Annotated in this window: 16 protein-coding genes and 1 pseudogene; 11 read left to right on the forward strand and 6 right to left on the reverse strand. The window is 71.1% G+C overall.

The window, feature by feature from the left end; genetic code table 11:
- Positions 1–45: 45 nt before the first annotated feature.
- Together ABJI51_RS19665 and ABJI51_RS19670 are read left to right on the forward strand one after the other, a co-directional pair.
- Complete coding sequence (locus tag ABJI51_RS19665) at positions 46–564, forward strand: peptidylprolyl isomerase (RefSeq protein ID WP_348952506.1); 519 nt, start codon at positions 46–48, stop codon at positions 562–564.
- Between the two features lie 39 nt (positions 565–603).
- Positions 604–1,566 (forward strand): rhomboid family intramembrane serine protease, encoded by a 963-nt coding sequence (locus ABJI51_RS19670; protein WP_348952507.1) that lies wholly within the window; start codon positions 604–606, stop codon positions 1,564–1,566.
- On the opposite strand, the gene ABJI51_RS19675 is transcribed toward ABJI51_RS19670, so the two are convergent.
- Together ABJI51_RS19675 and crgA are read right to left on the reverse strand one after the other, a co-directional pair.
- Positions 1,563–1,976: a PH domain-containing protein gene (locus tag ABJI51_RS19675; RefSeq protein ID WP_431605642.1), complete on the reverse strand. Its 414-nt coding sequence runs from the start codon at positions 1,974–1,976 to the stop codon at positions 1,563–1,565. The two genes, ABJI51_RS19670 and ABJI51_RS19675, sit on opposite strands and share 4 nt — an antisense overlap.
- Positions 1,977–2,046: 70 nt before the next feature.
- The gene (crgA, locus tag ABJI51_RS19680) at positions 2,047–2,313 is read right to left on the reverse strand and encodes a cell division protein CrgA (RefSeq protein WP_348952508.1); all 267 of its coding nucleotides are present in this window, start codon (positions 2,311–2,313) and stop codon (positions 2,047–2,049) included.
- Between the two features lie 243 nt (positions 2,314–2,556).
- Between crgA and ABJI51_RS19685 the strand changes: the two genes are divergently transcribed.
- Genes ABJI51_RS19685 through ABJI51_RS19695 form a run of 3 tightly spaced genes read left to right on the forward strand, consistent with a single transcriptional unit; the run spans position 2,557 to position 4,729 of the window.
- Positions 2,557–3,588 carry a class E sortase gene (locus ABJI51_RS19685; protein WP_348952509.1) on the forward strand — a complete coding sequence of 344 codons (1,032 nt, stop codon included), beginning with the start codon at positions 2,557–2,559 and terminating at the stop codon, positions 3,586–3,588.
- Positions 3,588–3,743, forward strand: a complete 156-nt coding sequence (locus ABJI51_RS19690; protein ID WP_348952510.1) for a hypothetical protein — start codon at positions 3,588–3,590, stop codon at positions 3,741–3,743. Before ABJI51_RS19685 ends, ABJI51_RS19690 begins: the two co-directional genes overlap by 1 nt.
- Entirely contained in the window at positions 3,716–4,729 is a 1,014-nt protein-coding gene (locus ABJI51_RS19695) for an LLM class flavin-dependent oxidoreductase (protein ID WP_348952511.1), read from the forward strand. The genes ABJI51_RS19690 and ABJI51_RS19695 overlap by 28 nt, the downstream gene beginning before the upstream one ends.
- On the opposite strand, the gene ABJI51_RS19700 is transcribed toward ABJI51_RS19695, so the two are convergent.
- The 3 genes from ABJI51_RS19700 to ABJI51_RS19710 form a co-directional block, all read right to left on the reverse strand.
- On the reverse strand, positions 4,698–5,090 hold the full coding sequence (locus tag ABJI51_RS19700) for an SCO5389 family protein (RefSeq protein WP_348952512.1): 393 nt from the start codon (positions 5,088–5,090) through the stop codon (positions 4,698–4,700). The genes ABJI51_RS19695 and ABJI51_RS19700 overlap by 32 nt on opposite strands.
- A gap of 100 nt (positions 5,091–5,190) precedes the next feature.
- Positions 5,191–5,925 carry an ABC transporter permease gene (locus tag ABJI51_RS19705; RefSeq protein WP_348952513.1) on the reverse strand — a complete coding sequence of 245 codons (735 nt, stop codon included), beginning with the start codon at positions 5,923–5,925 and terminating at the stop codon, positions 5,191–5,193.
- The gene (locus tag ABJI51_RS19710) at positions 5,922–6,635 is read right to left on the reverse strand and encodes an ABC transporter ATP-binding protein (RefSeq protein ID WP_348952514.1); all 714 of its coding nucleotides are present in this window, start codon (positions 6,633–6,635) and stop codon (positions 5,922–5,924) included. The genes ABJI51_RS19705 and ABJI51_RS19710 overlap by 4 nt, the downstream gene beginning before the upstream one ends.
- 154 nt (positions 6,636–6,789) lie before the next feature.
- On the opposite strand from ABJI51_RS19710, the gene ABJI51_RS19715 reads away from it, so the two are divergent.
- The gene (locus ABJI51_RS19715; protein WP_348952515.1) at positions 6,790–8,610 is read left to right on the forward strand and encodes a sensor histidine kinase; all 1,821 of its coding nucleotides are present in this window, start codon (positions 6,790–6,792) and stop codon (positions 8,608–8,610) included.
- The gene (locus ABJI51_RS19720) at positions 8,550–9,209 is read left to right on the forward strand and encodes a response regulator (protein WP_348952516.1); all 660 of its coding nucleotides are present in this window, start codon (positions 8,550–8,552) and stop codon (positions 9,207–9,209) included. The genes ABJI51_RS19715 and ABJI51_RS19720 overlap by 61 nt, the downstream gene beginning before the upstream one ends.
- Here the strand turns inward: ABJI51_RS19720 and ABJI51_RS19725 are convergent.
- A complete protein-coding gene (locus tag ABJI51_RS19725; RefSeq protein ID WP_348952517.1) occupies positions 9,206–10,552 on the reverse strand; it encodes an FAD-dependent oxidoreductase in 1,347 nt (448 codons plus the stop codon). The two genes, ABJI51_RS19720 and ABJI51_RS19725, sit on opposite strands and share 4 nt — an antisense overlap.
- A gap of 85 nt (positions 10,553–10,637) precedes the next feature.
- Between ABJI51_RS19725 and ABJI51_RS19730 the strand changes: the two genes are divergently transcribed.
- The 4 genes and pseudogenes from ABJI51_RS19730 (at position 10,638) to ABJI51_RS19745 (ending at position 13,111) form a co-directional block, all read left to right on the forward strand.
- On the forward strand, positions 10,638–11,282 hold the full coding sequence (locus ABJI51_RS19730; protein ID WP_348953038.1) for an aminodeoxychorismate/anthranilate synthase component II: 645 nt from the start codon (positions 10,638–10,640) through the stop codon (positions 11,280–11,282).
- Positions 11,279–12,070, forward strand: a complete 792-nt coding sequence (locus tag ABJI51_RS19735; RefSeq protein ID WP_348952518.1) for an ABC transporter ATP-binding protein — start codon at positions 11,279–11,281, stop codon at positions 12,068–12,070. The genes ABJI51_RS19730 and ABJI51_RS19735 overlap by 4 nt, the downstream gene beginning before the upstream one ends.
- A pseudogene (locus ABJI51_RS19740) lies at positions 12,058–12,700 on the forward strand (hypothetical protein). The gene ABJI51_RS19735 and the pseudogene ABJI51_RS19740 overlap by 13 nt, the downstream one beginning before the upstream one ends.
- A gap of 99 nt (positions 12,701–12,799) precedes the next feature.
- Entirely contained in the window at positions 12,800–13,111 is a 312-nt protein-coding gene (locus ABJI51_RS19745; RefSeq protein ID WP_348952519.1) for an effector-associated constant component EACC1, read from the forward strand.
- Positions 13,112–13,116: the final 5 nt, after the last annotated feature.

Below are 13,116 nucleotides of genomic sequence, written 5' to 3' on the forward strand. Positions count from 1 at the left end.
AACCTATCGTGCCCCTTTTTTCGCGACCGCGCCGCAGATGGCACGATGGCGTGCGTGAAAGCTACGCTGCACACCAACCAGGGTGACATCCACCTGAACCTGTTCCCCGACCACGCGCCGAAGACGGTGGCGAACTTCGTCGGGCTGGCGGAGGGCACCAAGGAGTACACCCAGCCGAACGCGGCGGGCACGAACTCCGGCCCCTTCTACGACGGTTCGATCTTCCACCGGGTCATCGACGGCTTCATGATCCAGGGCGGGGACCCGACCGGCACCGGCCGCGGCGGCCCCGGCTACAAGTTCGGCGACGAATTCCACCCCGAGCTGCAGTTCAGCAAGCCCTACCTGCTGGCGATGGCCAACGCCGGGCCGGGCACGAACGGCTCGCAGTTCTTCATCACCGTCGCGCCGACCTCCCACCTGAACTTCCGGCACACGATCTTCGGCGAGGTCGCGGACCAGGACTCGCGCAACGTCGTCGACGCCATCGCGCGCACGGCGACCGGCCCGGCGGACCGCCCGCTGGCCGACGTCGTGATCGAGAAGGTCACCGTCGAGCACTGACGGCCCCGGCCGGCTGGGTTTCGGTAGGTTGGTGACATCGTGAACCAACCGCCGAACCCCGCCGCCCAGCCGCAAGCCGCGCTTCCCGGGTGCTGGTGGCACCCGAACCGCCCGACCGGGCTGAGCTGCTCCCGGTGCGGGCGTCCGGCGTGCCCGGACTGCCTCCGCGAAGCCCCCGTCGGCTTCCAGTGCACCGACTGCGTCCACTCGGGCGCCCAGCAGCAGCGGCGGCAGCACCGCGGGTACCAGGAGGCCGGGCTCGGCCAGCGCACGGTCTTCGGCGCGCGCCTGTCCCAGTCGGTGGTCGTCACCCAGGCCATCCTCGCGGTCAACGTCCTGGTCTTCCTCCTCACGGTCGTCCAGGCCGGCAGCCTCAACGACAACGAGCAGTCGACGCTGTTCCAGTACGGCGCCCTCTACGGCGACGCGACCATGGGCCACGGCGAGTGGTGGCGGGTCCTGACCAGCGGCTTCCTGCACTACGGGCCGATCCACGTCGCGGTCAACATGTTCTCGCTGTGGATGATGGGCCGGTCGCTGGAGCAGGTGTGCGGCCGCGGCCGCTACCTCGCGCTCTACTTCGTCTCGATGCTCGGCGCCTCGGCGTCGGTGCTGCTGTTCGCCGACCCCGGTGGCTACCCCGGCACGGCGGGCGCGTCCGGCGCGCTGTTCGGCCTGATGGGCGCCTACGCGGTCACCGTGCTGAAGCTGCGGCTCAACCCCACCGGCCTAATCATCACGCTGGCGCTGAACGCGTTCATCACCTTCGGCATCCCGGGCATCTCGATCTGGGCGCACGCCGGTGGCCTGGTGACCGGCGCGCTGGTCACCGTCGCGCTGCTCTACGCCCCGCAGGCGAACCAGGCGCGGTGGCAGGCGATCGGCATCGGGATCATCACCGTCGCGATCCTCGGCCTGATCGTCTACCGGGCCACCCAGTTCGCGCCGGAAATCTGCCAGTTCGTCCAGTTCCCGTTCGGCCGGTACTACTACTGCCGCTAGCTCCGCAGGGTGCTGAGCACGTCGAGGACGTCCCGCGGGTCTTCGCCGAGGTCCAGCCTTCCGAAGACGTACAGCTGGTCGTCGTGCTCGATCTCCAGCGTGACGCCGTCGCGGCCCAGCCGCCGGGTCGTGCGCAGTCGGGTGCGCGTCCGCGCCCACGGCAGCCGGTGCGTGCCGCTCAGTGTCCGGGCGACCAGTCCCTCGGCGTCGGCGGCCAGGCGGGGCCGGACGAGCGTGGCGTGGGCCGCGAACGCGCCGACGGCGACCGTCGCCATGGCGAAGAGCACCAGCCCGCCGCGGTCGCCGCGCAGGGCCCCGGCCACGGCACCGGCCAGCAGGACCGCGGTGACCGCCCACGCCGATACCACAACGGCCTGACGCGGCGCCCAGGAGGTGGGGTAGTTATCCACAGGGGTTATCCACACTGGGGATGAGTCACACCGGTGTAATTCGACGTCAAGCCGCTGAACGGAGTAATTGTCAGCGCCAGCGCATCGTCATGAGCAGGCCCGCGATCATCAGCGCGAACCCGCCGGCGAAGTTCCAGTTGCCCAGGTCGGCCATCCAGGAGATCTTGTCCCCGGCGATGTAGTTCACCAGCAGCCAGATCAGGCCCAGGAGCATGAGCCCGAACATGGGGATCTTCCAGGCGAGGCCGGTGGGACCGGCCGCCCGCACCTTCACCGGCGTGCGCCGGTCGGCAGGCGGGGTGTACGCCGTCTTCTTGCGGACCTTGGACTTGGGCATCGTGTGTTCCTCGCGGTGCTCTTCGGGCTCGTCTGGTGGCGATGTCCCGCTGAGGGTGCGCAACCAGCGCCACGTGCACACGTTAACGTAAACGACCGCAGGAAAGCAGCGGCCAGGAGTGGTCGGATTTCCCGGACCGTGACACCGGTGTCACCCAGGGTTCGACGCGGCTTGAGAGGAGCTTGCGTGGCTACGCGCGAAGGACCGGATGACGACCGGCGCAGACACCCAGGTCAGCGGCCCATGCCTCGCCGTCGTCCCGTCCCGCCCCCGCGCGGCCAGCTGCCGCCCCGGCAGCCCCAGCAGCCCCCGCGCGGCCCGCAGGGCCAGCCGCCCCGGCGTCCGCCGGGTCCGCCGCCCCGCCGCTACACCAGCCCGCCCCCGCCGCCGGGGGCCAACGAAGAGACGGTCGTGATCGCCCCGGTCGGCAAGGGCGGCACCGCGACCAAGGAGAAGCCCGCGCCCCCGCCGCTCGGCAAGGGCGGCGTCGCGATCCGGACCGCCGGCGAAATCCTCATCACGCTGGGCCTGGTCGTCCTGCTGTTCATGGTCTACGAGCTCTACGTGACCGACCTGTTCTCCGCGGGCAAGCAGTCCGAGGCCAGCGACCAGCTCGACGGCGAGTGGGCCCACGACCGGACGCTGCACCCGGAGCTGATCGACGGCAAGGCGTTCGCCCGCATCCACATCCCCAGCTTCGGCGTCGACTACAACTTCACGATCCAGGAGGGCACCGACGAGGCCGCCCTCGAAGTCGGCCCCGGCCACTACAAGGGCACGGCGCTGCCCGGCGAGCCCGGCAACTTCGCGGTGGCCGGCCACCGCGTCGGCAAGGGCGCGCCGTTCAACGACCTGGACAACCTGTCCTCCTGTGACCAGATCGTGATCGAGACCTCGACCGACTTCTACATCTACAAGGTCCTCCCGTACGACGACGAGATCGAGAACTGGGCGGGCGGCAAGGGCGCGGACCCCAAGTGCAAGGGCGTCCCCACGCTGCGCGACCCGAACGCCGAGGACGGCGGCGCGTACAGCGAGACGTTCGGCCGCAAGGTCGTCCTGCCCAGCCAGGGCACCGCGGTGAACCCGGTCCCGTACAAGGCGCCGGACGTGCTGCCGAAGGCCCAGCAGGCGTCGCTGCTCACGCTGACGACGTGCCACCCGCAGTTCTCCGCCAGGGAGCGGCTCATCATCACGTCGGTGCTCACCCAGCAGATACCGAAGAACCAGGTCAAGGACTACGGCGACCTGCTCTCGAAGATCGGGGAGGCCTGATGTACGCCTGGATCTGGCGGAAGCTGCCGGGCCCGTTCGCGGCCAAGCTGACCCTCGCGGTGGTGCTGGTCCTCGGCGTGGTGGCGCTGCTGATGTTCGTGGTGTTCCCGTGGCTGGAGCCGCGCCTGTGGTTCAACGAGGTCGCGGTCAACTGAGGTTCGGCGTCTTCCTGGTCAGCGGCCGCTTCTCCGGCCAGGCGGACGCCGACGTCCTGCGCCGGTCGGTCCGTGCCGCCGAGCTGGCCGAAGCGGCCGGCTTCGACGACGTCTGGTTCGCCGAGCACCACTTCATGCCCTACGGCGTTTGCCCGTCGGCGATCACCCTCGCCGCGCACGTGCTCGGGCGGACGTCGCGGATCGGGGTCGGGACCGCCGTGAGCGTCCTGTCCACCACGCATCCCGTCGCGCTGGCCGAGCAGTGGGCGATGCTCGACGCCGTCTCCGGGGGACGGCTGCGGATCGGTCTCGGGCGCGGCGGCCCGTGGCAGGACCTCGAGGTCTTCGGGACCGGGCTGGACCGCTACGAGACCGGCTTCGAGGAATCCCTCGACGTCTTCCTCCACGCCACGACCGGCCGGGTTGCCGCCGACGGGCGCCACTTCGCGTTCCGGGAAGTGCCCGTGGTGCCCGAGCCGGAACGGCGGCCGGACGTCGTCGTGGCGTGTGGCGGGCCGAAGTCCGACGCCGTGCGGCTGGCCGCCGATCGGGGCCTGCCGATGCTGCTCGGCCTGCACGCCGACGACGACGAGAAAGCCGCGACCGTCGCCGCCTACGGGCAGCCCGCGGACCACGTTTCGACTGTGCTCTGCCAGGTGGGCGACGCCGACGTCGTGCGGAAAGCCCTGCCCGGCTGGCTGAAGGACGGGCTCGGCGCGCACGTCACCGTCGACGGGCGGCCCGGGCCGTCGCGGGATCCGGGGGAGTACACCGAACGGCTCTGCGCCATCCACCCCGTCGGCGATGCCGCGCACTGCGTCCGGACGCTGGAAACGAGCCTCCGGCGCACCGGCGTCTCCCACGTGCTGATGCTCGTGGAAGCGTCGGGTACGCCGGAGGGCACGTTCGAAAACATCGCGCGGATCGGCACCGAGGTGCTGCCCGCGCTGCGGGCTAGCAGTCCCGCAGTTCCGGGCTCTGGTTGAGCAGCTGGCCGCGCGGCGAGACGAACGCGCGGTAGCGGTCACTGTCGATATCGGACTTCTTGAAGACGGCGACCCGGTGGCAGTTCTGGAAGGCCAGCTTGACGCCGAAGTGCCGTTCGAGGCCACCGCGGATCGCGTCCGACGCCAGCGCCCGCAGCAGCTGCCCGCGGGCGGCCTCGCTCGGCGGCGGCGTCTCGTTGTCGGCGAAGCCGTCCGCCGCGCCCTCGGCGTCGGCGATGACGCCGGTGATGACCTCCCACGCGTACGGCAGGGATTCCTTGACGCAGGTGACGAACTCGGCGTCGGTGACCTCCCCGCGCTCGGCCTTCTCCAGCAGCGCGGGTGACACGTCCAGGGACATCGAACCTCCAGTTTGAGCAGGGCCACCCTCTTGGCTACCCGCCGGGTGGTCGCGCCACAAGAGAAAACGATGATCATCACCACTTTGGCGGAAAGCCCGGTCACTCCCAGCGAAAAAGCCGTGCCGCCAGTGCCGTTCCGGTCACCGCGAAGGCGGCGAGCACCACCAGCTGCAGCGGCTGCACGCCGGTGCCGACCCAGGCGTCCTGCAGGGACTGCGACCCCGGCGGCACGTAGTCCCCGATCCGCCGGACGACCTCCGGCAGCAGCGGCCGCGGCAGGTAGACGCCGCCGAAGAACATCGCCGGGACGAACGCGACCATCGCGATCGCGCCCGCCGCCCTTGCCGTGCGGGCGACCGCCGCCGCGACCAGGCCCAGCGCGAACATCGAGACCGTGCCGAGCACGAGCGTCAGCGCGAACGACACCGGGTGCTTCGGCAGCGGGACGTCGTAGACGGCGTCGGCCAGTCCCAGCACCAACCCGATGCCCGCCAGCGCGACGACGACGTGGATCAGCAGCTGCGCGCCGAGGAGGTTCGCCGGGTGGACCGGTGTGGTGGCCAGCCGCCGCAGCACGCCCTGCTCGCGATAGGCCGCCACGGCGGCCGGGATCGACTGCAGCGCGAGCATCGCGAGGCTCATGACGATCAGCGATGGCACCCACGCGTCGATGAACCGGTACCCGCCGGTCACCTCGCTGGGTTTCGTCATGCCCGGGATGGCGCCGATCGCGAGCAGCAGCACGGCAGGCAGCAGGAGCCCGGCCACCGCCATGAACGGCGAGCGGAGGAAGAGTTTCGTTTCGGTGGCGGTGATCTTGGCGAAGGCGGTCATCGGGCACTCCTCGTGAGCGAGACGAACGCGTCGTCCAAAGTGGACGCATTGACTGACTGGCGGAGCCCGCCGGGGGTACCGGTGGCGACCACGCGCCCGGCGTCGAAGATCGCGACGCGGTCGCAGAGCCGCTCGGCCTCGTCCATGAAGTGGGTGACCAGCAGGACCGTGACGCCGGTGGCGCGGATGCCTTCCACGAGTTCCCACGTTTCGCGGCGGGCGTGCGGGTCGAGCCCGGTGGTCAGCTCGTCGAGGATCGCCAGCTCGGGCTGCCCCACGAGGGCCAGCGCGACCGAGACCCGCTGCTTCTGGCCGCCGGAAAGCTTTCCGAAGGAACGGCAGGCGTGCTCGCGCAGGCCGAGCCGGTCGAGCAGGACGTCGACGTCGGCCGGGTCCGGGTAGAAGGAGGCGAACAGTTCGAGCGCCTCGCGCACCCGCAGCTTCGCGGGCAGCCGGCTTTCCTGCAGCTGGACGCCGACGCGGCGGGTCAGCGCGGCGCGGTCGGCCACGGGATCCAGGCCCAGCACGGAAATCGTGCCGCCGTCGGCCCGGCGCAGGCCCTGGAGGCATTCGACGGTGGTGGTCTTCCCGGCGCCGTTCGTGCCGAGGATGCCGAAGATTTCGCCGCGCTCGACGGTGAACGAAACGCCGTGGACCGCGACCCGGGAGCCGTAGCTCTTGCGGAGATCGGTGACTTCGATGAGAGGCATGGCTTCGAAACTACGAACCGGCGGCCTTCCGCGTAATGACGGTGAAACCCCAGCTCAAGTAGGGTTTTGCTGACGCGGGGGTGGGTCTGGCCCCACCCCTATCGTGGGGCTTCGCGCACTGTGACGGCAGCTACCGGCCGGGGAGGATTGCCGGATGACGTACCTGCGTGCACTCGGCCGGGCGGCCGCGCTGGCCGCGTTCGCGGTGCTCAGCTGGGTCGACGTCCTGATCCAGCTGGTCGCGTTCGCGCTGCTGTGCACCGGGCTCGTCTTCTTCTTCGGCCCCGCGGTCGTCTGGGCCCGCGGCCGGTCGGCGACCATGCGCGTGCTGGCCGCGCGCTGGTGTGGCGTCGAGGTCGCGGCGCCGTACCGGCCCGAGCCGCCGGAGCCGGTGCGGGAGCGCGACGGCTGGTACCGCGACGGCAACCAGCTCTACAAGCGGGCGTTCTGGATCCGCTGGCAGCGCCGGCTCACCTGGGCGCTCGAGGACCCGGCGGCGGGCCGTGAATTCGCCTGGCAGCTGGTGAACCCGCTCGTCACGCTGCTGCTGCCGGTCGCCGTCCTCCTCGGCGGCCCGGTGGTGCTGCGCGGCTACGGCCGGTGGACGCGCTGGTGGCTCGGTCCCCGGCCGCCCGCCGAGCCGCGCCTGAAGTGGCTGCACCGGCACGTCGAAGCACTCGGGCACCAGGCCGGGCTGTTCGCGCTTTCCGTGGTGCTGCTGGTCTTCTCGATCCCGCAGCTGCTCCTCATGGCCGGCTTCCTGCCCTTGGCCGTCCCGGTCGTGCTGGCCACCCGGTCCGTCACGGACACGCTGCGCCGCGAAGCCGGGAACTGGACCGGAGTGCAGATCGCGCGGCCGTACCTGCCGCCGCCGGGATTGCCCGTGCCGCGCCCCGACGGGCTGTACCAGGTCGGCAAGCAGCTGTACGAAGAGCCGTTCTGGCCGGTCCAGCACGCGCGCACGCGCTGGGTGCTGCGGGACCGGGCGACCTGGCGCGACCTGGCAGGCGGTGGCCTGATCCCGCTCGTGTCGTTCGTCTGCCTGCTGCCGACGGCCGCGTTGATCAGCCGAGGCGTCGCCGGCCTCGCGGCGCTGTGGATCTGGCGGCCGTTCGTCTCGTCGCCGGTCGGGTGGTGGCCGCTGCCCGAGGTGTCGACGCACGGAGGTGCGCTCGCCCAGACGCCGGTCCTGCTGGCGATGATCGTCGCCGGCCTGGTCCCGGCGCCCTGGCTCGCCCGGCAGCAGGCGCGGTTCGCGCGGGTGTGGCTCGGGCCGACCGAGTCGTCCCGGCTCGCCCGGCGGGTCGAACGGCTCACCCAGACGCGGACCGACGTCACGGTTGCGCAGGCCGCGGAACTGCGGCGCATCGAACGCGACCTGCACGACGGCATCCAGTCGCGGCTGGTGGCGATGGGGATGAAGCTGGGCGCGGTGGAAGCGCTGGTGGACACCGACCCGGCGGCGGCGAAACGGCTCGCGGCGGAGCTGCGCGCGTCGTCGTCGGAGGCGCTCACCGAGCTGCGGGTGCTGATCCGCGGCATCCACCCGCCGGTGCTGTCCGAACGCGGGCTGCTGGACGCCGTCCGCGCGCTCGCGCTGGACAGCCCGCTGAAGACCCAGGTCACCGGCTCGCTGCCGGGACGCGTCGAGGAGCCGGTCGAGGCGTGCGTGTACTTCGCGGTGTCGGAACTGCTGGGCAACGCGGCCAAGCACGGCGCGAAACGCGCGGCGATCGACGTCGGGTTCGCGGACGACCTGCTGACCGTGGTGGTGACCGACGACGGCCCGGGCGGCGCGGACCCGGCGGCGGGCTCCGGGCTCCGCGGAATCGACCGCAGGCTCGGCGGTTTCGACGGTAGGTTGACGCTGACCAGCCCGACCGGCGGGCCGACGAAGGCGTCCCTGGAGATCCCGTGTCAGCTCGGCCGAGAACTGTCATCGCCGAAGACCAATACCTCCTCCGAGACGGCCTGACGCACTTGCTGGCCGCCCACGGCTTCGACGTCGTCGCGGCAGTCGCCAGCGGCCCGGAACTGGCGGCGGCACTGCGGGAGCACCGCCCCGACGTGTCCATTGTGGACGTCCGGATGCCGCCGACGAACACCGACGAGGGCCTGCAGGTCGCGCTGGCGGCCCGCCGCGAGACACCGGGGCTGCCGATCCTGGTGCTGTCCCAGCACGTCGAGCAGCTCTACGCGCGGGAACTCCTGGCCGACGGCACCGGCGCGATCGGCTACCTGCTCAAGGACAGGGTGTTCAACGCGGACCAGTTCGTCGACGCCGTCCGCCGGGTCGCCGCGGGCGGCACCGTGATGGACCCCGAGGTGATCGCGAAACTGGTGGCGGGCAACGCATCCGACCCGCTGGCGGCGCTGACCCCGCGCGAGCGCGAAGTGCTGTCCCTGATGGCGGAAGGCTGCTCCAACGCGGCGATCGCCACCCGCCTGCACTTCAGCGAGGGCGCGGTCGGCAAGCACACGGCGAACATCTTCGCGAAGCTCGGCATCACGGCTTCGGACGACACGAACCGCCGGGTGCTCGCGGTGCTGGCCTACCTCGGCGCCGAAGCCTAGCCGCGCGACACCCGCGTCATCTCCTCGCGCTCCACGACCTTGACGCGCTCGCGGCCCGCCGCCGCGCCCAGTGCCTTCTCGTGCGCGTCCAGCCGTCCCCAGCCTTCCCAGGTGGTGAACGGAATCCCGCGCGCGGCCAGGAAGTCCAGGATCGCGTCGGGGGAGTCGTACTTCGGGGCGGTCAGCGTGTCCGCGTCGGCCAGCAGGCTCGCGATCGTCTCCGCCGCGTCGCCCTTCGTGTGGCCGATCAGGCCGACCGGGCCGCGCTTGATCCAGCCGGTCACGTACACGCCCGGCACCTGGTTCTCGTCCAGGTCCAGCACCCGGCCCGCCTGGTTCGGCACGACACCCGCCACGTGGTCGAACGGCAGCTCCGGCAGGTGCGACGACAGGTAGCCGACCGCGCGGTACACCGCCTGGACGTCCCAGTCGTGGAACTCGCCGGTGCCGCGGACAGTCCCGTCGCCGGTCAGCTCGGTCCGCTCGGTGCGCAGGCCCGTCACGCGGCCGTCCTCGCCGAGGACCTCCGCGGGCGAGTGGAAGAAGTGCAGGTGCAGCCGGCGCGGCCGGGAACCCGGCTCTCGGATCGCCCACTCCTGCAGCGTCTTCACGACCATGTCGATCTGCTTCGACGCCCGCAGTGCCGCGATGCTGCCCTCGTCGAACTCGATGTCCTCCGGGTACACGATGACCTCGACGTTCGGCGAGTGGTCCAGCTCGCGCAGCTCCAGCGGCGTGAACTTCGCCTGCGCCGGGCCGCGGCGGCCGAACACGTGCACGTCGGTGACCGGGCTGGCCTTCAGACCCTGGTAGACGTTGTCCGGGATGTCCGTGGTCAGCAGCTCGTCGGCCGTCTTCGCGAGGATCCGCGCGACGTCCAGCGCGACGTTCCCGACGCCGAGGACCGCGACCGAGGACGCGGTCAGCGGCCAGGTGCGCGGCACGTCCGGGTGACCGTCGTACCAGGACACGAAGTCGGCGGCGCCGTAGCTGCCGTCGAGGTCGATGCCCGGGATGTCGAGCGCGCGGTCGGCCGACGCGCCGGTCGAGAAGATCACCGCGTCGTAGAACTCGCGCAGCTCGTCGAGCTTGATGTCGGTGCCGTAGCCGATGTTGCCCAGCAGCCGGATGTTCGGCTTCGAGAGCACCTTCTCCAGCGCCGTCACGATGCCCTTGATGCGCGGGTGGTCGGGCGCGACGCCGTAGCGGATCAGCCCGAACGGCGCGGGCATGCGCTCGAACAGGTCGATCTGCACGTCGGCGTCGGACTTGTCCAGGATGTCGGCGGCGTAGATCCCGGCGGGACCGGCACCGACCACGGCTACACGAAGAGAACGGCTCACCCGGTCCACGGTAAGTTAGGTTCACCTAACCTAAAATGTGATTTGGCGTACGGTCCATCAGGTGGGAGCCGGTAAGCTCGGCGCCATGCGCGTTCTCGTCGTCGACAACTACGACAGCTTCGTCTACAACCTGGTCCAGTACCTGGCCCAGCTCGGCGCCGACTGCACGGTCTGGCGCAACGACGTCGTGGACCTCGACCGCGTGGCCGAATTCGACGCCGTGCTCGTCTCTCCCGGTCCCGGCACGCCGGAACGCGCAGGTCAGAGCATGGACGTCATCCGCAAGTGCGCCGAGACGCGCACCCCGATGCTCGGCGTCTGCCTCGGCCACCAGGCGCTCGGCGTCGTCTACGGCGCGACCGTCGACCGCGCGCCCGAGCTGCTCCACGGCAAGACCAGCCAGGTGCGCCACACCGGCGCCGGCATCCTCAAGGACCTGCCCGCGGAGTTCACGGCCACCCGGTACCACTCGCTGACCGTGCTGCCGGACACGATTTCCGACGACGTCTTCGAGATCACCGGGCGCACCGAGTCCGGCATCGTGATGGGCATGCGCCACCGCGAGCTGCCGCTGGAAGGCGTCCAGTTCCACCCGGAGTCGGTGCTCACCGAGGGCGGCCACCGGATGCTCGCCACCTGGCTGGCGGCCGCGGGCCACCCCGTCGACCCGGCCCGCGTGGACGAGCTGGAGCGCGCGACCAAGGCACTGCAGAAGGCCGCTGTTGCGTGATCCGGCTCGCGGGGGTCGGCAAGCGGTACGGGCGTGGTGACTTCGTCCTGCGCGACGTCGACCTGACCGTCGAGCCAGGGCACGTCGTCGGCATCCTCGGCAGCAACGGTTCCGGCAAGTCCACGCTGCTGCGGATCATGGCAGGCCTCTCCTGCCCGACCACCGGTTCGGTGACCGGAACCCCGCGCATCGGCTACCTGCCGGACCGCTTCCCGGCGGGCCAGCGCATGGGTGCCCGCGCGTACCTGCGGCACATGGCCCGCATCCGCGGCCTCGGCGACCTCTCGGTGATCGACCCGCTGCTCGACCGGCTCGCCCTGGTCGGCGGCCCGACTGCGCCGCTGCGGACGCTGTCCAAGGGCAACGCGCAGAAGGTCGGGCTCGCGCAGGCGGTCATGGTCCGCCCCGACCTGCTGATCCTCGACGAGCCGTGGTCCGGCCTGGACGTCGCCACGCACGCGGTCCTCGCCGAGCTGGTGGCCGAGACCCGGGCCCGCGGCGCGAGCGTCGTGTTCACCGACCACCGCCCGCAGGTGGTCCACGACCACGCCGACGTCGTCCACCTCATGGACGGCGGCAGGCTCACCGCGGAAAGCACGGAACCGACCACCCGCATCGTGCTGCAGGGCACCGGTCCCGCCTGGACGGACGAACCCGGCGTGCGCCACGCCGTCGCCGAGGGCCGCCAGGTGGTGCTCACCGTCGAGGTCACCCACGTCGACGCGGTGCTGCTGCGGGCACTCAAGGACGGCTGGTCGGTCCGGGAGGTGGCGCCGTGCTCGCCCTGACGCGGTACTACCTGGCGCTGCTCGGCCATTCCCAGCGGTACCTGCCGGCGTTGCTGGCCTACCTCGCGCTCTGCGTGATCCTCTACGCCGACCCGAGCGCACCCCCGCTGCCGCTGTTCGGCGTGAGCGCCGGCGGGCTGCTGGTCGTGTCGTGCTGGCTGACGATCGCGCTGCTCGACATCGAGGACCCGGTCCAGCGCCTGGTGACGCTGAGCCACGCCCGCCGCCGGCCCCGCATGATCACGGCGGCGATCCTGACGGTGCTGGCCTGCGCACTGGTCCTGACGGTGATCACCGAGCTGTGGTCGGCCCTCAAGACGGGGCAGTTCCACCCGCCGGCGCTGGGCATCGGCCTGCTGGCCCACCTGGCATGCTCGCTGACGGGCATCGCGATCGCCCTGCCGTATTCCCGGCTCCTGGTACACCGCCATCGGCTGGACGGTCCTGGCGGCGGTGGTCACGCTCATCGTGGTCCTGCTGGCGAAGATCCCGCTGGTCCACCCCCTCCTGCACGCCCTGACCGACGAGGAGCCCGTGGCGGGCCCGCTGACGTTGGCGCTGGTGACGTCGGTGGCGGTGCTGGCGGCGAGCTTCCTCGCCGTCTCGGCCCTCGTACGCCGACGGTCCTGACTGCAAATTGCAGGATGCAGTTTCCCTCCGGGCTTCCGGTCGGACGGTGAACGCGACTAAGGTTCGGGTCCTCTCCGGTTCCGGGTGAAGGGAGAACGCGTGACGGCTGGGATCGTCGCGATCACCGTGCCGGACGCCGATGGCACGGAACTCGCCGACTGGCTGCGCGGCGAGGACGAACTCCGGGGCCGCGTCCAGGTCTTCGACGCCGTTGTCGTCGGGGTGTCGAGCAACTCCGCCGGTGTCTTCTGCCGCTCGCTCTTCGCGTGGCTGCGGCGGTGCCGCGAAGCCCGCGTCTCCCTGAAGGTCAAACGCTCCGGTGCCGCCGAGGAACTCGAACTCGACTGCGGGGCTAGTAGTGATGCCGAGCAGGTGCTCGGTGCCGTCCGGGGCTTCCTGGACAAAGCCTGACGAAC

This window comes from Amycolatopsis melonis, assembly GCF_040064235.1.
GTDB classification, from domain to species: Bacteria; Actinomycetota; Actinomycetes; order Mycobacteriales; family Pseudonocardiaceae; genus Amycolatopsis; species Amycolatopsis melonis.